The sequence below is a fragment of the Proteus sp. PR00208 genome, assembly GCF_016238545.1.
GTDB lineage: Bacteria > Pseudomonadota > Gammaproteobacteria > Enterobacterales > Enterobacteriaceae > Proteus.
This window is the reverse complement of the sequence record NZ_JAEHQE010000027.1, coordinates 29,068-49,552: the sequence shown is the minus strand read 5'-3', so window position 1 is coordinate 49,552 and position 20,485 is coordinate 29,068. Positions and strand designations below refer to the sequence as shown.

The window sequence follows — 20,485 nt, the reverse complement described above, 5'->3', positions numbered from 1 at the left end:
AAAAGGGAATAAAAGATCCTCTTTTATTCCCTAGCTGCTTGTTATCTTAGTAATCAATTACTTTTTATTATCGAATAGGTAGTACTTATAATGCTCTTGCTAATAAACTAATAGGGTGTTCACATTTTTTCGTCGTTGACATCTCAATTTGCCATTTACAGGTTTCACAGTCTGTAATTACCAAATCACAGCCACTCTCTTCAATCTGGCGGAATAAGCCCGCACCAATGCCTTGAGCAACATCATAGTTTTCAGATTTAAAACCGTAAGTTCCAGCAATACCACAGCATTGAGAATCTAAAACAATGACTTCAACACCAGGGATACGCTTAATTAAATCAATGGAATACGCTGTCCATCCCATTTTTTCCATATGACAAGGTGTGTGATACGCCACTTTTAACGGAGTGTGCTTCAGTGGTAATTCACGACCTTCTTCTAATAAGCGATAAATATAACGTGTCGCTAATTCAATGTTTTCACGTACTTTTGATGTATCAACATCAAGGATATGTTCATACTCATCACGAATAGTGAAAGTACAGGTTGATGATGTTGCAACAACAGGAATATTGTTTTCAACAATTTTTTCTGTCAGAGATTCAAGGTTTACCGCGGCTTGTTTTTTAGCTTGTTTAACAAAGCCATTCGCAATTAATGCAACACCACAGCATTTTTCACGTTTTAATAACTGAACACCAATCTCCATTTTGTTGAATACTTTAACTAAATCTTTCCCTAATTGTGGGTGGTTATAGTTAGCATAACAACCATGAAAGAAGGCAACTTGATCTTTAAAACGCGCCTGCTCTTCAACTTGTTTTTTCATCCATGTTCTAAATGTACCAAAAGAGTATTTTGGTAATTCGCGACGATGGTCGATTTTAAGTGCTTTATCCAAGATCTTGCGTACAGGTTTTAATCCTGTAATGGTATTTACTATCGGCGCCATTGGCGTTGATAATGTACCCATTAGATCCGTATGACTTAAAATAGCATCACGAAGTTTTGGTGTTTTTGTATTGTAGTTCAGTTTCGCACGCGAAATGATGTCACCAATCTTCACATCTGACGGACAAGCAACTTCACAACGCTTACAATTGGTGCAATATTTCAATGCTTCATCATAAAGCATCGGATCTTTTAAGCGTAAACGCTCACCATCAGGACCCGCTTGTTTAGGGCCCGGATAAAGTGGATTCACTTTTGCAACAGGGCAGTAAGTCGTACAAACAGTACACTTAATGCACGCTTCAAAACTGTTATCATGTAAACTCATTGTGCTGCCTCCACAACCGCAGATGTGGTTTGTTTTGATTTATTGTGCTGTAAAATTTGCTGCGCTGCATAAAGTGCGCTGATCATTGAAACACCTGCGCCACAACCTTCATTAAGTGGGTCAAACCCACCTAATACAGCACCTACGGCGTAAACATTCTCTAAGACTTCGCCATATTTCATCGGTCTTAATTGACTATCTGTATCAACACCAAATCGCATATAAGGCTGTTTCGCAAAGACATTCTCTTTTGTCCACTCATTGCGAGGTAATGTTTCTAGCAAATCAAGTTCCATCAAAGGTTCATAGACACGATCAAACTCTGCAATTAACCCATTATTGAAGAAGCTGCCCGTCGCCAATACAACATGCTCACTGCGAATCGGAATGTCAGTATGGTTTCGAGTATGAATACCGGTAACTTTATTCCCTACTAAATCAACTTGTTCTGCACGATCGCCCGGCATTATTAAACCGCCAGCTTTTTGGAAACGCAGTTTTAATGCTTGATGTAAACGAATACCTAATAGTGATGGTGGCAATGTCGGTAATAAACAGATAGGTTTACCGACAAGTTGTTGAAGTAGCATCACTGGCTCTTCAGCATCCAGTCCAATACATGCAGGTAAAATAATTGCTTCAACACTATCATCGATATGCTTTTTCAGCTCTTCCGCTAACGCTTTAGTGTTTTCAGGTTTATCTAAATAGCGCGCAATATTGACTGCTCTAAATTCACTTGGATTATCACGTAATCTGTCTAATAGCGGTAAGTGAATATGATAAGGAATAGACTCAACACCTTGCTCATTAAGCGTATTGCTTGCAAATTGTGGCTGAAAATCTAAGAAGCCTTCGATTCCAACAACAGCCAGCTTTTTCCATGGCAACGCTTGATCAACACCATGCGTTGGCACACGTTTTGGGCTCATCCAACTCATACGTGAACGCCCAACGGGTGTAATACGATAATGGTTTTCATCACCATTACCTTGATATTCAAGACCACTCGTATTTGCTAATAGTGCTTGAGCCTGTTCAATGAAAGTTGAAACCTGAATTTCACCAATACGGCTATAAGGATGCTTAGGGGCTAATTCAGCTAATGTTGCCAATGCTTTTTTAGGTTGAGTCACGACTGAACCATCAGGAAGATGGGTTAATAAATCCAATGAACCTGATGAAAAGTGTAGCGCACTTTGACCATTACTGATGATTGCACAAGACTTACCAGCTTCAGCAAGACGAATACCTGCGGTTAATCCTGCAAGCCCGCTACCTATAATGATGACGTCAAATTTCATTATCTGCCTCCGCTGAAGCTGTTTTTTCAATCATATCAGCATCTAAACCACATAAACCTTGGTAAACCCAACTGGTGAATTCACTCTCACGTAACGCATTACCCCAAGCAATTGGTCGAATACCTTTCCAACGCTCATTTAAGAAATGGGCAAGCTGCTGTTCTGATTCGTGAGGAGTAGTGACTTGTAAACGGTTTAATAAACCCGCTGCACGACAAGCACAAAGTTCACCTTGGCATGTTCCCATACCCACGCGAGTACGGCGGCGTAAATCAAGTAAGTTATTGACAGTTAAAGAGTTAACCGCATAGCGAACTTCCCCTGCCGTAACGGCTTCACATTCACAGACTAAACTCTTATCGCTACGTTCATTACTCAATAATTTATTAGCTAAATCACCGTGGCGATAAACCGCAGAACCACGAATTGGCGCAGGTAATGAAACAACGCTACGTAATGCTTGCTCTGCTGATTGGCGAGAGCCCGGTAAGGCTTCTTCTGCGGTTGTACATTTAGCAGAGACATTTAATTTTTCGCAGATTTTATCTGTTGCCCATTCAGCCATTAAACGGTAAGTCATTAATTTACCGCCAGTAATAGTAATAAATCCTTCTAATCCATCACGTTGCGCATGGTCGAGTAAAACAATACCACGGCTAACATTACGACCAGATGGATCATCATCACTTGCAACTAAAGGACGCACACCTGCATAAGCACGTAAAATTCGAGTTTGAGCCAGTTTTGGCGCTAACATTGAACCTTCACGAATAAGAATATCAACTTCTTCAGGGGTGACATACATATTGTCGATTTCATCGTAAGGTACTCGTGTTGATGTTGTACCAATTAATGAAATGGTATCGCCAGGCACTAAAATATCGGCATCCGCAGGTTTACGACAGCGGTTGATCACCATATTGTTAATACGATGACCCAAAATCAACAACGCACCTTTGGCTGGGAACATACGAACTTTTAACTCGCCATATTCAGCGATTTTTTGCCCCCAAATTCCCCCTGCATTTGCCACTATTTGCGCGCGAATTTCATACAGTTTTTTCGCTTGATGATCGTAAACTTTCACACCTTTAACACGGTCGCCTTCACGAATAAGTCCAACAACTTCATGGTAAGTCAGTACTTGGGCGCCATGTTCGCGGGCATCTAACATATTTGCGGCAGTTAAACGGAAAGGATCGACAGTACCATCTGGCACTTTAACCGCGCCGATTAAATTTGGGTTAACAGATGGCTCTAAGCGAATAGCTTCTTCGGGTGAAATCGCTTGAGCATCAATACCTGCTGCTTGGCAAGATTGAATAAAGGTCTGTTGAAACTCTAAAGAATCTTCAGGAAGGGTAATAAAAAGGCCATCCGTTTTTTCAACACAATGACGAGCGACCCGTTTTAAAATCATGTTTTCTTCAATACACTCACGCGCTGACTCAGGGTCTGTTACTGCATAACGCGCACCACTGTGTAACAATCCATGATTTCGACCGGTCGCACCGGTTGCAATATCATGCCTTTCAAGCAGGACACAACGTAATCCACGGCGTGCACAGTCTCTTGCCATGCCTGCACCGGTTGCTCCCCCGCCAATAATAATGACATCAGTTTCTGTCACTGGTGAACCGCTCATCATAGAGATGCCCTCTCACATTACATTCAGCAAACGCTTAATTATTCTTTAGCGTTAATTATAGTGTATAAGATACACAAAAAATGTGGTTAATGTTTGATAATGAGCAAAAACGAAAGAGAAACGCTCACGAGTGAAAAATTAAAACCACAAGTGTGATACTAATCACAAATTATTTAACAAAAAGTATTTGATAAAGTTAACATATCACTCAAAATTGCACATCTTGAAAAATTATTCGACAACTGAGTAATACCTCACAGTAAATTTGATTGTATAAGTTTACTATTAAGTTCGTTAAAGAAAATTTTTTGATAACTTCACTGTTCGTTTTGTCATTATTTAATATCAACATATTAAAATAAAAGCCATCGGAGGCTAATATGTTAAGTCTGTTTAGACCTGCGCCACATAAAGCGCGTTTGCCAAAAGAGCAGATAGATCCTGTCTATCGTCGTCTGCGTTGGCAGATCTTTATGGGGATTTTCTTCGGTTATGCTGCTTATTATTTAGTAAGAAAAAACTTTGCGTTAGCAATGCCTTATCTTGTAGAAGAAGGGTTTTCTAAAGGTGACCTAGGTTTTGCTTTATCAGGGATCTCGATTGCTTACGGTTTCTCTAAGTTTATCATGGGCTCATTCTCTGACCGTGCTAACCCTCGTTATTTCTTACCAGCAGGTCTTATTTTAGCATCCGCAGTGATGCTATTTATGGGCTTTGTACCATGGGCAACTTCGAGCATTATGGTAATGTTCGTTCTGTTGTTCCTTTGTGGTTGGTTCCAAGGTATGGGCTGGCCTCCTTGTGGACGTACAATGGTGCACTGGTGGTCACAAAAAGAACGTGGCGGTATCGTTTCTATCTGGAACTGTGCTCATAACGTTGGTGGTGGCTTACCTCCATTACTGTTCTTATTAGGTATGGCGTGGTTTAACGACTGGAAAGCAGCGTTATATATGCCAGCATTTGCCGCAATCTTAGTTGCTATGATTGCATTCGCATTAATGCGTGATACCCCACAATCTTGTGGTTTACCTTCAATCGAAGAGTACAAAAACGACTATCCACCAGATTATAAAGAAACCGACGAACAAGAACTGACTGCAAAAGAAATCTTCATGAAGTATGTGTTCCCTAACAAACTTCTGTGGATGATTGCAATTGCGAACGTGTTCGTTTACTTACTGCGTTACGGCGTACTGGACTGGTCACCAACTTATCTGCGTGAAGTTAAACACTTTGCAATGGATAAATCATCATGGGCTTACTTCTTATATGAATACGCTGGTATTCCAGGCACGCTGCTGTGTGGTTGGATGTCGGATAAAGTGTTCAAGGGTAATCGTGGTGCAACAGGCGTGTTCTTCATGACCTTGGTAACTATCGCAACTATCGTATTCTGGATGAACCCAGCGGGTAACCCGAATGTTGATATGGCGTGTATGTTAATCATCGGTTTCTTAATCTACGGTCCTGTTATGTTAATTGGTCTGCATGCGCTAGAGCTTGCCCCGAAAAAAGCAGCAGGTACAGCAGCAGGCTTTACTGGTCTATTCGGTTACTTAGGTGGTTCTGTTGCAGCAAGTGCTATCGTAGGTTACACCGTTGACTACTTCGGCTGGGATGGCGGCTTTATGGTCATGATCGGCGGTAGTGCGCTATCTGTTGTGTTATTACTTATCGTGATGGTTACTGAAACCAAACACAAACGTGAAATGCTTCAGAAGTACGAATAATCGCTAACTGATTATTTATGAAATTAGTTAAATCTCATCTCTAAAAACCAAGCCACATCAACTGTTTTGATGTGGCTTTTTTATTGCCAACTGTACATAACTTTGTTGTACATAGAATTAAAATGGAGCAGCTTTATGAGTAAATCTTTTAGAATAAAACCGTTAGTTGCAGGCGTTCTTTTAACTCTATCTTTAAGTGCAATCGCACAAGCGGCAAGTGATAAGGTCGTTATCGCTCACCGTGGTGCAAGTGGTTATTTGCCTGAACATACGCTTCCTGCCAAAGCATTAGCTTATGCTCAAGGCGCAGATTATCTAGAACAAGACTTAGTGATGACAAAAGATAACGAACTGGTTGTCTTACATGATCACTATCTTGATCGTGTAACAGATGTGGCTGAACGTTATCCAAATAGAGCAAGAAAAGATGGTCGTTATTACGCTATCGACTTTACACTTGAAGAGATCAAAGGGCTAAAATTTACCGAAGGTTTTGACATTGTTGACGGTAAAAAAGTCCAAAGTTATCCAAACCGTTTCCCTATGGGTAAATCCGATTTCCGTGTACACACATTCCAAGAAGAGATTGAATTTGTTCAAGGTTTAAACAAATCAACAGGGCAAGATATTGGTATTTACCCTGAAATTAAAGCGCCTTGGTTCCATGAACAAGAAGGCAAAGACATTACCTCTAAAGTGCTCGAAGTACTTAAACAGTATGGTTACACGAAAAAAACCGACAATGTTTATCTGCAATCTTTCGATGCTAACGACCTAAAACGCATCAAAACAGAATTAATGCCTAAAATGGGTATGGATTTAAAACTCGTTCAGTTAATTGCCTATACAGACTGGAATGAGACTTATGAAAAACAACCTGATGGAACATGGACAAACTACAGCTATGAGTGGATGTTTAAGCCAGGTGCAATGAAAGAAATTGCCACTTATGCCGATGGTATTGGCCCTGACTACCACATGTTAGTCGAAGAAAATTCAACACCAGAAAAAATCACCTTAACGGGAATGGCTGCTGATGCGCATGCTAATAAACTAACCATTCATCCATTTACTGTTCGTATTGATAAACTGCCTAAATACGCAAAAGATGGTGATCAGCTTTACGACATCATTTATAACCAAGCAGGTGCTGAGGGTGTCTTTACAGACTTCCCTGATTTAGGAGTTAAATTCTTACAAAAACAAGCTAAATAACTTATCACATTTTAGTTGCACCTTAAATAACTCAAGGTGCAACTTGAAGTATAACAAGTCGATACTCTAAATAATTCAAGGTACAACTTGAAGTATAACAAGTCGATACTCTAAATAATTCAAGGTGCAGCTAGGCGACAAATGAATGAGGTGCTAGGAGCATACATAAGTATGTGACTAGTACGAATGAATATAGTCAACAACGCTGCAACTTGAAGTATGACGAGTATCCTAGATATTTGCGCCCTTTCTGATTGTATATTCCTTAATCTTTCTCTAACTTATTCTAATAATTTAATTAAAAATCATAATCACTTTTTAATTTAGCTATCATTATTTATTAAATATTTAGAGGAAGGGATCACGATGACAATAATGGCGATTATTTTACTTGTTCTTATCGTTCTTTTTATTGGTTGGGGAATTTCCATTTACAACCGTCTTATTGCAACACGCAATCAAGTAAGTAATCAGTTTGCGAATATTGACGTTATTTTAAAACAAAGAGCTGACCAAATTCCTCAATTAATGGCTATAGCTGAAAAAGCCATGGAGCACGAAAAAGGTGTATTTATTGCATTAAGTGACGCAAGACAACGCTATTTTAAAGCACAAAATATTAATGAAAAAATTAGCGCAACAAATGAGATGAATACAGCACTGCGAGGCATGATTGCCCTTGCTGAAAATTATCCGACGTTAATTTCAGGTGAGCAATTAGCACTACTTCAAACAGGTGTTAGTGATGTAGAAAATAAAATTGCTCAACGTCGTGAAGGCTTTAATGATGCAACAACTAACTACAACACTGCAATAGAGATGTTTCCTGATAGCTTAATTGCTGGCCTTTTTCGCTTTGAACGTATGCAATTACTCGAAATACCAAAAGAAGAAATGAAATTTGAAGGAATTCACTTTAAATAACCGCATTAAGGATAAATTGCAGTGTTAATTTATTTTTTTATCGGCTGTGCTGTGGGTGCATTAATCTATTTTTTACGCAGCAAACGTCCTCAAAAAAAGAAGAATAGCTTGAGTATTGTTCCCTTTTTAGGGATCGCTTTTGCTGCTGGAAATTATCTGTTTTTTTCGAGAGAAACGGACGTTTATCCTAGTGGTGAAGACTCTGTTGTTAATCTTATCTCCGGAATTGCATTCGCTGTTATTTTGCTATTTGCATATGGTATTTCAACCCATATTGCGAATATTGGAGAGAAAGCGATAAAGAATTACCATCAATTACAAAATGAAGGAACCTCTAAATTTTCAGCACTTATCAACACTGTATTTGTTAGCCTTTTATTGCTGAGTTTAAGCTTCAGCTTATTTATCGACCAAAGATTGTTCTTTTTAAGTTTCGTTTTAATGTTCGTTTACCAAATCGTCAGAAGAACACCTGAAAAACGTTTTTTACGTTTTCAAAAAATTCTAGCGACATCTAAAATTCGCTCTTTAGCCATTGGGCTTGTTGAAATTGAAGGCAAGATAACTGCGGGGAAAATCTTAAATAGTCGATTAGGTAAAAAAGAGTGTTATGGCTATTTCTATTATGAATACGACATATCCACAGACAAAGAAGGTAAAAAAAGCTATCAGCAAACGCTTTGCGAAAAAGAAATCAATAATTTCACGATGACAGATGATACAGGATCAATTCAAGTTCTTGCGGCTGATACTCCTTTTATACACTTTGGTATCAAACCTCATCAAGATTTTGAATCCAACAGTAAACGTTTTAAAGAGTACATTTTAGACAAAAATACAACATATTTATTAATTGGTGATGCAGAGTCCGTCAATAGCGAAGTGGTTATCACACGTAAAGCGCCTCATTACCTACTGGGTTTATCGCCACAAGATTATATTGTTAGTTGGAACAAAGCGCGTCCTTTACGTCGTAACGCGACTATCATCGTTATCCTTGCTCTTTTTGTTATCTTTTCCATTTTAGTAATACCGATGGAATATCAAGACGGCATCTTAACGCTTTATTTTAATAACACCTCTTCACCTTGGTAATTAATTATTATGGAATGGCTTATTTTCATTATTTTTATTCTCACCTTAGTGTATTTTTTAATACGCCAATTAGTGATGATTTATAACAACATGGTGATGCTAAAAAATAATTGCTATAAAGCCTTTGCAAACATTGATGTTTTATTAAAAAAACAAGCTGACTTGATCCTCATGCTGATAGTGATTACACAAAAAGCAATGGATCATGAGAAAGCCTTATTTGAAAAATTGGCTGAAAATAGAGATCACTATTTACATGCAGATGTATTAGATGAAAAAGTTAATTTAGCTAATCAGTTATTACCACAAATAAAAAAATCACTCATTATTGCTGAAAAATATCCTGAACTTATCAGCGGGAAAAATTTGCACCTATTACAAATACAAGCGAAAGAATTAGAAGAATGCATAGCTGACAGGCGAGAATTCTTCAATCAATCCGTGACTCTCTATAATACTGAAATACGTATTTTTCCTAATATAGTGTTTATGTTTATTTTTAAATTTAAAGATATCCCTCTTTTTTACCCTAGTAGGGAAGCAATATCATGATAGAAATTCCCTTTTCTTTTTTTGGTATAACGGATTGGTTTCTAAGCTTTGATGAACCTATCTCGATTATTATGTTTGCCACATTTGGCGTACTGTTCTCTATGGCAATTATCTTGCCATTAATCAGTATCACACCTTTAAAAAAATATATGTTGCAAATTGCAGGAGGATTATTTAGCTCGATATTTGTCAGCTTAATGGTCTTAATTAGCTTTAATTTAATGCTGGGTGTTAATTCTGCATTAAAGCTACTGTTAATTTGGTGGGTTATTTTATTTTCATGTATTACGTTTTGGTTTATTAATTATCGCTATATGAAAGACGTAACAGGGAATAAGTTTGCGAAGTTTCAAGAAAAAGCCCTTGAAGCAGAAGAAAAACGAAGACAAAGCCGAAAATCCAAAAAATAAAAAAGAGAGCCTCGGCTCTCTTTTTTAGCACTATTGATATCGCACTTATGCCCTGTAAACAGGGAATGCAATAACATCACTAAGGCGTTCAACACCCAGTGCTAGCATAATAAGGCGATCAACGCCTAAAGCTACACCCGAACACTCAGGTAGTCCCGCTTCAAGAGCAGCTAAAAAGCGCTCATCAATAGGTTGCTCTGGTAATCCCATTGCCACTCGCTGACGATTATCACGTTCAAAGCGATGACGTTGCTCTTGTGCATCCGTCAGCTCACGGAATCCGTTCGCTAACTCAACACCTTTAAAATAGACTTCAAAACGCTCTGCTACACGATGATCTTCAGAGCTGATTTCAGCCAATGACGCTTGTGACGCAGGGAAATGATAGATAAAGGTTGGCTTTTCTAAACCGATATGAGGTTCAACTCCAGAAACAAATAGCAACTGAAGTAGCGTATCTTTATCTTCTTCAGTATCTGCAATATTTGATAAATCCAGTTTTGCCGCCACTTCACGCAATTTTTCTTTATCAACAGATAAAGGGTCAATATCGAGATAACGCAAAAATGCTTGCTGATAAGAGAGTGACTCTGATGCTTCACAATCTAACACTTCTTGCAGTAGATCATCGACTTCATTCATCAACCGGTACATATCAAAACAAGGGCGATACCACTCAAGCATCGTAAATTCCGGATTATGATATCTACCGGCTTCCTCATTACGGAAGCAACGCCCCATTTGATAAATCGGCCCACTGTTTGCAGCCAATAAACGCTTCATGTGGTATTCAGGGCTTGTCATCAAATAAAGTTTTAGCCCTTGAGAAGCACCAGGCCCCACAAATTGGGTTTCAAATGGGTAAAGATGAACATCGGTAACGGTAGCCTGACTCATCATCGGTGTTTCAACTTCTAACACACCACGATCAGTGAAAAAACGCCTAATATTACTGACTATTTTCGCCTTTTTTAATAAGTTGGCGATTGAGGCGCTTGGCTGCCAATCCGCGATTTCACTCATGAACGAAAAACTCCAACAGAAAACAAAGCGTGCAGTTTACTCGCATCCTCTTCAACAGACAAATTTCTCCTAATAAAGAGAGGTTTCATTTTATATTTTTTCACTGATCTTTTCTTTTATTAAGTAAAAACACATAAGATAAATAAATATAATTCTACAAAACATCTACTTTTGGGCACTTTTTATCGTTTAAATAAACACCAATTTAAAGTAAGAAACTCAGTGCTTTTTCGCTATTTTTATAAAAAAAGTTAATTAGAATAATTCTTTTTCTCAATTACAAATAACAATAAACTAACACTATGCTTATATTTAAATAGCCAAACTCATCTAAACTTCAAAGTTAACTTTCTATTTAAATCTACGTATTTTGATGAATATTAAAAACCTTTAGAAATATTATTAATATTTTATTAACAATTAACAAGACAAACCGATTTGTTTTAGATAAATAGTAAAAAATTTATTTTAGTTTTTAAAATGGAATTTTATTAATTAAAATTAGACTTAAGAAAGATAAAAGCATTTACCCTTTAAAATCAACATTTAATAAAAAATCATTGTCATTTCCAATTAAAGTTATCTATACTTTCAAAATAGGTTATTCATTACTATTTATAAATTTTCAATTTAGAAAAATATATTCTATTTAATCTTCAAGTTTCTCTGGTGGCTTATTAGTTAAACCCAGAATTCTTGGCATAGATCACACTTTTTTTGCGAAATACGGGAAAACCATCATTCATATCAAATTTCGGTGCCCTACATTTCGTTATACTAAAATTACAGTCAATGATAATAAAGATGTTATCAAGCGCAGTCACAAGGTAGTGAAACAATTTCGTTACGGATAGCGTAAAAAAATAGCATTACAAATTAATAATGTCAGTGAATTGAATTCTAGACAATTATTCCAATTTTCACTTGAACAATGGAGAAGCGCAGTGCAAACCTTTAATGCCGATATAGCGATAATCGGAGCCGGGGGCGCAGGCTTACGAGCAGCAATAGCTGCAGCGGAAGCTAATCCTCAACTGAAAATTGCTCTGATCTCAAAAGTTTACCCAATGCGTAGCCACACCGTGGCAGCAGAAGGCGGATCAGCAGCAGTGACTCAGGCTCACGACTCCTATGATTTCCACTTCAATGATACCGTTTCAGGCGGTGACTGGTTGTGTGAACAGGATGTCGTCGATTACTTCGTTGAGCATTGTCCAACAGAGATGACTCAACTAGAACTCTGGGGCTGTCCTTGGAGCCGGAAAGAAGACGGGTCAGTCAACGTCCGACGTTTTGGTGGGATGAAGATCGAACGGACCTGGTTCGCAGCCGATAAAACCGGCTTCCATATGCTACATACCCTGTTCCAAACATCCTTAAAATACCCACAAATTCAACGTTTCGACGAACACTTTGTTCTCGATATTCTTGTTGATGAAGGTCACGCTCGTGGTCTTGTTGCTATTAATATGATGGAAGGTACGAAAGTTCAAATTCGTGCTAACGCAGTCATTATGGCAACTGGTGGTGCGGGACGTGTTTATCGTTTCAATACCAATGGCGGTATTGTTACTGGTGATGGTATGGGTATCGCTTTACGTCATGGCGTTCCACTGCGTGATATGGAATTTGTTCAATATCACCCAACTGGCCTACCAGGTTCAGGTATCCTGATGACCGAAGGTTGTCGTGGTGAAGGTGGTATTCTGGTCAATAAAGATGGCTATCGTTATCTGCAAGATTACGGCCTAGGACCAGAAACACCATTAGGTAAACCAGAAAATAAATACATGGAATTAGGTCCTCGCGATAAAGTTTCTCAAGCTTTCTGGCATGAGTGGCGCGCAGGCCGTACCATCAAAACTCACCGTGGTGACGTTGTTTATCTTGACTTACGTCATCTGGGTGCGAAAAAACTTCATGAACGTCTGCCATTTATTTGTGAACTGGCAAAAGCGTATGTGGGTGTTGACCCAGTTAATGAACCAATCCCTGTTCGTCCTACTGCTCACTACACTATGGGTGGTATCGAAACTAACCAACAAACTGAGACTCGTATTAAAGGTCTGTTTGCGGTGGGTGAATGTTCATCTGTTGGCTTACACGGCGCTAACCGTTTAGGTTCTAACTCACTGGCAGAGCTGGTTGTATTCGGTCGTCTTGCTGGTGAAGAAGCGGTTCGTTGTGCACAAGAAGCAGCACCAGCTAACGCATCAGCATTAGATGCTCGTACTCGTGATATCGAAGATGGCCTGAAAAATCTGATGAACCAAAAAGGTTCTGAAAGCTGGTCACAAATTCGAGACGAAATGGGTGAATCAATGGAAGAAGGTTGCGGTATCTATCGTACACCTGAATTAATGCAAAAAACCATTGATAAACTGGCTGAATTAAAAGAACGTTTCAAACGCGTTGAAATTAAAGACACGAGCAGTGTCTTTAATACAGATTTACTGTACAAAATTGAGCTTGGCTTTGGTTTAGATGTCGCTGAATGTATGGCTCATTCCGCAATCAATCGTAAAGAGTCTCGTGGTGCACACCAACGTCTTGACGAAGGTTGTACTGAGCGTGATGACGTGAACTTCCTGAAACATACTCTGGCGTTCTATAACCCAGAAGGTGCCCCTCGTTTAGAATATAGCGATGTGAAGATCACGAAATCTGCTCCTGCTAAACGTGTCTATGGTGGTGAAGCGACTGCACAAGACAAGCAGAATAAGGAGAAAGCGAATGGCTGATGACATGAAGCACATTAAAATGGAAGTCATGCGCTATAACCCAGAAACAGACGAAGCGCCTCATTTCGTCACTTATGATGTTCCTTATGATGAGCAAACCTCATTACTGGACGCATTGGGTTATATTAAAGACAATTTAGCGCCTGATCTTTCTTATCGTTGGTCTTGCCGTATGGCGATTTGTGGCTCTTGCGGCATGATGGTCAACAAAGTGCCTAAATTGGCTTGTAAAACGTTTATTCGTGAATATCCAGACGGTATAAGAGTTGAAGCGTTAGGTAACTTCCCAGTTGAGCGTGACCTTGTTGTCGATATGACTCACTTTATTGAAAGCTTAGAAGCGATTAAACCTTATATCATCGGTAATGATCGTAAGCCTTCAGAAGGGACGAATAAACAGACTCCTGCTCAAATGGCAAAATACCACCAATTCTCTGGTTGTATCAACTGCGGTCTTTGCTATGCAGCATGCCCGCAGTTTGGTCTAAACCCAGAGTTTATTGGCCCAGCAGCGATTACATTAGCTCAACGTTACAACACAGATAGTCGCGACCATGGGGCAAAAGAGCGTATGCCTCAGTTAAATGGTGAGAATGGTGTCTGGTCTTGTACCTTTGTTGGCTACTGTTCTGAAGTCTGTCCAAAACATGTGGATCCTGCTGCCGCTATTCAGCAAGGTAAAGCAGCCAGTGCGCAAGACTTTGTCATTGCGATGCTGAAACCACGTTAAGGAGGAAACAAGACATGACAACAAAACGTAAGCCTTATGTTCGTGGCATGCAACCAAACTGGTGGACGAAACTTGGATTCTATCGTTTCTATATCACCCGTGAAGGGACTTGTCTTCCACAACTTTGGTTCAGTCTGGTTGTACTGTTTGGTGTATTCGCACTGAAAAATGGACCAGAAAGTTGGGCAGGTTTCGTTGGATTCCTGAGCAACCCAATTGTAATGCTAATTAACATTGTGACCCTAATTGCGACGGTCTTCCACTCTGCAACTTGGTTCAAACTTGCACCAAAAGCAGTGGTTATCGTTGTTAAAGATGAAAAAATGCCACAAGAACCCATCGTTCGTGGTTTCTGGGGTGTCACTATCGTTGTTACTGCCGCTATTCTGGCAGTGGCGTTAATTTAACCCAGGAGGAAATAATGAATCAGAATCAACTTCCTAAGCGCTCTGATGAACCTATTTTCTGGGGATTATTTGGTGCAGGTGGTATGTGGAGTGCGATTGTTTCTCCAGCAATCATCATCCTGCTCGGTATCCTAATCCCTATGGGTATTGCGCCAGAAGCATTTACTTATGAACGTATTATGGCATTTAGCCAAAGCATCATTGGCCGTCTGTTCTTACTGCTAATGATTATTCTGCCAGTTTGGTGTGCATTACACCGTATTCACCATACTCTGCACGATTTTAAAGTGCATGTACCTGCAAGCAAATGGGTATTTTATGGTGGTGCAGCAATTATCAGCGTTATCGCTATCATTGGTGTATTTACGCTGTAATTGATTAATACGTAAAAATTAAAAGCCACTCATTGAGTGGCTTTTTTTATGAAAAAAATTTTCTATAATTAACTTTTTTATATTTGAACTATATCTCCACAGTAAACAAAAAGCACTTAACGGCTTATCGTCTCTCACTTAAATTATTAGGACTTCAGGTCCCTGACGTTCTAAAATACGTAACATTCTTAGCGCTGGTCCACTTGGCTTCTTTTCACCTCTTTCCCATTTAGATACGCTCTCTTTTGACATACCTAAAGCTCGGGCAAGAACAGCCTGTGACATTCCAAATTTAGTGCGCAAAGTTTTAATCTCTGCACCACTCATCGCCGATACGCATTGTATTTTGTCATTAATTTCACGAGTGTGAACAATACTTTCAATTTCTTGAACCAAGCTATCGGGTGATGTACCTGCGGCATTTAGCTCTTTAGCCAATTCAAGCATGTTATTTAGCTTGTTACTCATCAGTTATTTCCTCTAAAATTCTGCAAGAAATTAAATGATTAATAGTACTTTCATCATAATTTAAAAACTCATTTGCTAAATGTTTATAGGCCTGCAATTCGTCATCTTCTATTTCTTTTTTTCCCTTTGCATTAACGGCATTTTTCGTCCAGCCATCAGCGAAAAAAAGATGATTGTTGATCTTAAAAAATATGATGACTCTAACACTTCCGCTTTTACCTTGTCCTTGTATTGCTAGACGTTTTTTTATTACTCCACCATCCAAGTCAGCTTCATATTTTCCTTGCTGAACTTCTTTTGCAGCTACAGATAACTGCTTATCCGTTATGGGTGTTTTCTTCACACTTCTCTTAAAAGAAGATATTTTATATATTCCCATGCCACTCCCTCTGCAGTAATGAGCACTATAGTAACCAGTACCACTTTTTCAATCAATGTTTCTTTAACCACTTAGATTAAAAACCAAGAAACAAAAAAAGTTAGGTGATTGCATTTTTTATTCTGCAAAAAGGATATGGGAGAAGCTAGAAAATATCGTACCCAATTGATTAGAGCAAAATCAAAGTCTCTAAATTCTCCCCAAAATAGGACACTTATTTTGGGGGGTTCTATGGTTAAATGTTACCGCTTATTGACTATCAAAATTTTAACGCAGATCTTTTAATTATCATTATCTAATTGATTTTTGATGATTTTTATTAGAACAATAACATAAGTAAAAAGATTTTAATTACGCTAATCTTATTAGAAAATTTTTTAATAAATCAAACCTATCACAATTAACTCGCCAATTTCAGCCCGATAATGCCAAAAATTATCATCGCTAAACTCAATAAACGATAAATATTGGCAGACTCACCAAAAACTAAAATACCAAAAATTGCAGTACCGACAGCACCAATACCAGTCCAAATCGCATAAGCGGTGCCTGCTGGTAAGCCTTTCATGGCATAAGATAACATGCCCATGCTCACAATCATGGCCGTTATCGTAATAATGCTTGGTGTTAGTCGCGTAAATCCATGAGTGTATTTCAAGCCAACAGCCCAAACTATCTCAAGTAAACCAGCAACAAATAGAATTGCCCAGGACATAAATTACCCCTTTTATATAAAACATATTTGGGGTCGTCCCCTGAATGAACAACAGAAAGCTGGGTCGTCCCAGCTTCAGAGAAATGAGATTGAATTATAAGAAAAAGTAATAAAGCATGCAATAGCTTGAAATTTATTCAAACTTGCTTAGGTGCGCCCTCTTCGCCATAAAGAAAAGCAGAGACATCATCTTCAACTTCTCCCATTGCCATCAGAGCATCCAGCGTCTCTTTTGCTTCTTCTTCATTGACAATACTCATGGCGAAACCAACATGCACTAACACCCACTTACCGATCATCGTATGAGGCTCACCCTCGCAGACTAACGCAATATTCACTTCTCGTTTAACGCCACAAACATCGACCATTGCATTTTCAGTGATTGTTTTTCCGACTTCAACAACCTGACCTGGAATACCAAGACACATAACAACCCCTATTCGATCTCTATTTGCTTTATTCGCATTGCATCATCATTTTCAACGCGCAAATTTTGGCTACCACAAGACGGACAACCTGCATTAAAGGTTGAAACAGTGACAACTTGATGACAATCCCAACACCATGCTTTCGCGGGGATAACCTCAATATGTAATTCACAACCTTGGGCAAGGGTGTCTCTGCAAACAATATCAAAGCAAAATTCAAGTGCACTGACTTCAACACAAGATAATGCGCCCAATTCCATCCATACACTTTTTACTTTTTTTGCATTATTTAATTTAGCTTGAGAATCTATTATCTCAAATGCGCTCTGGCAAAGCGTAATTTCATGCATGTCGATACCTTATTGAAGCAGGATAAATAATAGCAACTATAGTACCAGTACATAGTTGCTTTATTATTGATCTTAGAACAACAATTCAGCACCGGTTTCAAAAGCTGCTCTGCGACGACGCTCTTTAACCATCTCTTCAAGTGCATCTCTATCAATACACACTAAAGCATGAGTTGGGCAGACTTCAATACATGCGGGACCCGCTTCACGATGGTGGCATAAGTCGCATTTGTTGGCTTCCGCTTTAAATGCCTCAATCGCATTGAGCGCGGTTGATGTGCGCATAACTGGACGAGAAACCACTTCCATCGTGCCATAAGGGCAAGCCAGTACACAGGTTTTACAACCTATACATTTTTCCTGATCAACATAGTAATAATCTTTGTTATGAATGATAGCGCCATTCGGACACACATTAGCACAAGGGGCATCTTCACATTGATGACAAACAACTGCCGTACTGATTGAAAATCCTTTGACCACATGAATTCGGGGTTGGAAATTCTGCTCACTAATTTGCTCAATGGCTAAATTATCTTGGTCTACTTGCTGATGTGACACGACACAAGCCACTTCACAAGTATGGCAACCAATACATTTTTTAGGGTCTGCAATGATGAAACGGTTCATCATATTCTCCTGATCTTTGTTATATATAGCCGTTATATATGGCGATAAATGCAACGAGTTATTCTAATTAAGAGTAATAATTAGAGTATCAATAGAATGAATCTAGCACGGTTCATGCCAATATATTTTTGATATAACTATTCCTTATTTTTCAATTAAATAATTTTCAAATAAAAATAATTATTAATTAATAAATAAGTTACTTCGTCAAATTATTCGACAATTTTGACGATAAAATAAATCGATATATATTTGATTATATAGTGATTTGATACATTTATATTCTTAAGTTTCACGACGTATACAAAAATAGCGGGTTGGATCAAAAATGATTCAGTCATTGATATAAATTTATTATAAACCTACTACAATATAGCTAATTTTTTAGGGCAATCGGTGGTGTCATGAAATTAAGCAGTAACAATGCTGAAACTATGGAGAGCCTTCGTAATGAGCGCAACCAATATCGAATATTGGTTGATATCACAAATTCTGTATTAGCTCATCTAGACATGGATGGTCTTATTTCTGAAGTCTCTAAAGAAATACATCGTTTTTTTGGATTGAACCATATTAGTCTTATGTTATGCCGTACCTCATCACAAAATAGTGGTGAAGGTATTCTTTACTCTAGTCGTTATCAGACTGGGAAATCAGTCATTCGCCAACAACGTAAGTTTAGTAGCGCGAATAACAAAGCAGAAGAAATTATTAATCAGAATAAACCTGTCTTAATTGATATTAATAAAGAAAATCAAGAAGATGTTTTGATTAAGCGTCTAGTTAAGCAAAATATGCAGACGGCTTTGTTATTGCCACTGGCTTTTAATCATAAACCGCTAGGCTTATTAATTTTAGCACACGAAGTAGGAAGCGTTTTTACTAACGATACTTGCCAATTGCTACAACAAATTGCAGCTCGTATTGGTATCGCCATTGAAAATGCAGCGGCTTATGAAGAAATAACACATTTAAAAGACAGTTTAAAGAATGAGAATATTTGGCTTAATGAGCAAATAGATAACAATGCATGCTTCAGTGAGATTATTTATCAAAGTGACGCTATGCATAATGTGCTAGAACAAATTGAATTAGTGGCACAAAGTGATAGTACTGTACTTATATTAGGTGAAACAGGTACGGGTAAAGAATTAATTGCGCGCGCTATTCATCGTCTAAGTCTGCGAAAAAATAAGTCGATGATAAAAATGAACTGTGCCGCAGTACCTTCTGGCCTTTTAGAAAGTGATCTCTTTGGCCATGATAAAGGCGCATTTACAGGCGCAACCAATACACATATTGGCCGATTTGAGATGGCAGATAAAAGCACGCTATTTCTTGATGAAATTGGTGATATGCCAATTGACTTACAACCCAAATTACTTCGCGTTCTTCAAGAGCGAGAAATAGAAAGGTTGGGTGGTAATAAAGTGATCCCAGTTGATGTTAGGCTAATTGCAGCGACCAATAAAGATCTGCATGAATTAACAGATGAAGGTGAATTTCGAGAAGATCTTTATTATCGTCTTAATGTTTTTCCTATTATTATTCCACCACTAAGAGAGCGACCTGAAGATATTCCGCTTTTAGCTAAACATTTTACGCAAAAAATTGCGCGTAGAATGGATAGAAAAATAGATTGTATACCTGCCAACGCATTGGAGCAGTTAACACTTTATCCATGGCCGGGTAATGTTCGTGAACTTGAAAATATTATTGAGCGTGCCGTTATTTTAACGCGAGGATCAACATTAAACCTTCAGTTAAAAGAGCTTCATATTAACAAGCCCTCTCGTTTAAAGCAGGTACTGACGCAACCTTCATCCATTGAAAAGCGCATGCAGACGAATGCGCCAGAAAGCGATGATGAAGAGCGAGAAAGGATAATTCAAGCATTAAGAGAAACCAATGGTGTAGTTGCTGGCGCTAGAGGCGCTGCTTTAAAACTAGGATTAAAAAGAACAACGTTATTATCGCGGATGCAACGTCTCGGTATTTCAATTCCAGAAATACTTTAACCCTAAAATAGTTTCTTACTTATCTAAAAGAGTGTAATTATTTTATTACACTCTTTTTTTGT

Annotated in this window: 21 protein-coding genes; 11 read left to right on the top strand and 10 right to left on the bottom strand. The window is 38.4% G+C overall.

What is annotated here, in order from left to right; genetic code table 11:
- Positions 1–85: 85 nt before the first annotated feature.
- From glpC to glpA, 3 genes are read right to left on the bottom strand one after another with little or no spacing between them, the layout of a single operon-like run.
- The gene (gene glpC, locus JEP36_RS16010; RefSeq protein WP_088493856.1) at positions 86–1,279 is read right to left on the bottom strand and encodes an anaerobic glycerol-3-phosphate dehydrogenase subunit GlpC; all 1,194 of its coding nucleotides are present in this window, start codon (positions 1,277–1,279) and stop codon (positions 86–88) included.
- Positions 1,276–2,583, bottom strand: a complete 1,308-nt coding sequence (gene glpB / locus JEP36_RS16005) for a glycerol-3-phosphate dehydrogenase subunit GlpB (RefSeq protein WP_198630462.1) — start codon at positions 2,581–2,583, stop codon at positions 1,276–1,278. The genes glpC and glpB overlap by 4 nt, the downstream gene beginning before the upstream one ends.
- Entirely contained in the window at positions 2,573–4,231 is a 1,659-nt protein-coding gene (gene glpA, locus JEP36_RS16000) for an anaerobic glycerol-3-phosphate dehydrogenase subunit A (RefSeq protein WP_171455253.1), read from the bottom strand. The genes glpB and glpA overlap by 11 nt, the downstream gene beginning before the upstream one ends.
- Before the next feature lie 380 nt (positions 4,232–4,611).
- On the opposite strand from glpA, the gene glpT reads away from it, so the two are divergent.
- From glpT to JEP36_RS15970, 6 genes are all read left to right on the top strand, one after another.
- On the top strand, positions 4,612–5,964 hold the full coding sequence (gene glpT / locus JEP36_RS15995; protein ID WP_198630461.1) for a glycerol-3-phosphate transporter: 1,353 nt from the start codon (positions 4,612–4,614) through the stop codon (positions 5,962–5,964).
- A gap of 135 nt (positions 5,965–6,099) precedes the next feature.
- Positions 6,100–7,179 (top strand): glycerophosphodiester phosphodiesterase, encoded by a 1,080-nt coding sequence (gene glpQ, locus JEP36_RS15990; protein ID WP_198619248.1) that lies wholly within the window; start codon positions 6,100–6,102, stop codon positions 7,177–7,179.
- Positions 7,180–7,545: 366 nt separating this feature from the next.
- Complete coding sequence (locus tag JEP36_RS15985; protein ID WP_160229943.1) at positions 7,546–8,103, top strand: LemA family protein; 558 nt, start codon at positions 7,546–7,548, stop codon at positions 8,101–8,103.
- Positions 8,104–8,124: 21 nt separating this feature from the next.
- The gene (locus JEP36_RS15980) at positions 8,125–9,198 is read left to right on the top strand and encodes a hypothetical protein (protein WP_198625930.1); all 1,074 of its coding nucleotides are present in this window, start codon (positions 8,125–8,127) and stop codon (positions 9,196–9,198) included.
- Positions 9,199–9,288: 90 nt separating this feature from the next.
- Positions 9,289–9,750: a LemA family protein gene (locus JEP36_RS15975; protein ID WP_232797541.1), complete on the top strand. Its 462-nt coding sequence runs from the start codon at positions 9,289–9,291 to the stop codon at positions 9,748–9,750.
- Positions 9,747–10,160: a hypothetical protein gene (locus JEP36_RS15970; RefSeq protein ID WP_198625928.1), complete on the top strand. Its 414-nt coding sequence runs from the start codon at positions 9,747–9,749 to the stop codon at positions 10,158–10,160. The genes JEP36_RS15975 and JEP36_RS15970 overlap by 4 nt, the downstream gene beginning before the upstream one ends.
- Before the next feature lie 45 nt (positions 10,161–10,205).
- On the opposite strand, the gene epmA is transcribed toward JEP36_RS15970, so the two are convergent.
- The gene (epmA, locus tag JEP36_RS15965) at positions 10,206–11,183 is read right to left on the bottom strand and encodes an elongation factor P--(R)-beta-lysine ligase (RefSeq protein ID WP_023583702.1); all 978 of its coding nucleotides are present in this window, start codon (positions 11,181–11,183) and stop codon (positions 10,206–10,208) included.
- Positions 11,184–12,127: 944 nt separating this feature from the next.
- Between epmA and frdA the strand changes: the two genes are divergently transcribed.
- Genes frdA through frdD form a run of 4 tightly spaced genes read left to right on the top strand, consistent with a single transcriptional unit; the run spans position 12,128 to position 15,435 of the window.
- On the top strand, positions 12,128–13,924 hold the full coding sequence (frdA, locus tag JEP36_RS15960; RefSeq protein WP_109374308.1) for a fumarate reductase (quinol) flavoprotein subunit: 1,797 nt from the start codon (positions 12,128–12,130) through the stop codon (positions 13,922–13,924).
- Complete coding sequence (locus JEP36_RS15955; protein WP_023583701.1) at positions 13,917–14,654, top strand: succinate dehydrogenase/fumarate reductase iron-sulfur subunit; 738 nt, start codon at positions 13,917–13,919, stop codon at positions 14,652–14,654. Before frdA ends, JEP36_RS15955 begins: the two co-directional genes overlap by 8 nt.
- Before the next feature lie 14 nt (positions 14,655–14,668).
- A complete protein-coding gene (gene frdC / locus JEP36_RS15950) occupies positions 14,669–15,061 on the top strand; it encodes a fumarate reductase subunit FrdC (RefSeq protein WP_088493866.1) in 393 nt (130 codons plus the stop codon).
- Positions 15,062–15,075: 14 nt separating this feature from the next.
- Positions 15,076–15,435, top strand: a complete 360-nt coding sequence (gene frdD / locus JEP36_RS15945; protein WP_006535438.1) for a fumarate reductase subunit FrdD — start codon at positions 15,076–15,078, stop codon at positions 15,433–15,435.
- Positions 15,436–15,573: 138 nt separating this feature from the next.
- On the opposite strand, the gene JEP36_RS15940 is transcribed toward frdD, so the two are convergent.
- The 6 genes from JEP36_RS15940 to hydN all read right to left on the bottom strand — a co-directional run bounded on the left by JEP36_RS15940 (position 15,574) and on the right by hydN (position 18,405).
- A complete protein-coding gene (locus tag JEP36_RS15940; protein ID WP_198619244.1) occupies positions 15,574–15,903 on the bottom strand; it encodes a helix-turn-helix domain-containing protein in 330 nt (109 codons plus the stop codon).
- Entirely contained in the window at positions 15,896–16,282 is a 387-nt protein-coding gene (locus JEP36_RS15935) for a type II toxin-antitoxin system RelE/ParE family toxin (RefSeq protein ID WP_198630460.1), read from the bottom strand. The genes JEP36_RS15940 and JEP36_RS15935 overlap by 8 nt, the downstream gene beginning before the upstream one ends.
- A gap of 400 nt (positions 16,283–16,682) precedes the next feature.
- The gene (sugE, locus tag JEP36_RS15930) at positions 16,683–16,997 is read right to left on the bottom strand and encodes a quaternary ammonium compound efflux SMR transporter SugE (RefSeq protein WP_064718792.1); all 315 of its coding nucleotides are present in this window, start codon (positions 16,995–16,997) and stop codon (positions 16,683–16,685) included.
- Positions 16,998–17,134: 137 nt separating this feature from the next.
- A complete protein-coding gene (gene hybG / locus JEP36_RS15925; RefSeq protein WP_198619242.1) occupies positions 17,135–17,425 on the bottom strand; it encodes a hydrogenase maturation factor HybG in 291 nt (96 codons plus the stop codon).
- Positions 17,426–17,433: 8 nt separating this feature from the next.
- Positions 17,434–17,775 (bottom strand): hydrogenase maturation nickel metallochaperone HypA, encoded by a 342-nt coding sequence (hypA, locus tag JEP36_RS15920; RefSeq protein WP_198619241.1) that lies wholly within the window; start codon positions 17,773–17,775, stop codon positions 17,434–17,436.
- A gap of 72 nt (positions 17,776–17,847) precedes the next feature.
- A complete protein-coding gene (gene hydN, locus JEP36_RS15915) occupies positions 17,848–18,405 on the bottom strand; it encodes an electron transport protein HydN (RefSeq protein WP_198619240.1) in 558 nt (185 codons plus the stop codon).
- A 404-nt stretch (positions 18,406–18,809) separates the two neighbouring features.
- Between hydN and JEP36_RS15910 the strand changes: the two genes are divergently transcribed.
- Positions 18,810–20,423: a sigma 54-interacting transcriptional regulator gene (locus JEP36_RS15910; protein ID WP_198630459.1), complete on the top strand. Its 1,614-nt coding sequence runs from the start codon at positions 18,810–18,812 to the stop codon at positions 20,421–20,423.
- The last annotated feature ends 62 nt before the right edge of the window (positions 20,424–20,485 follow it).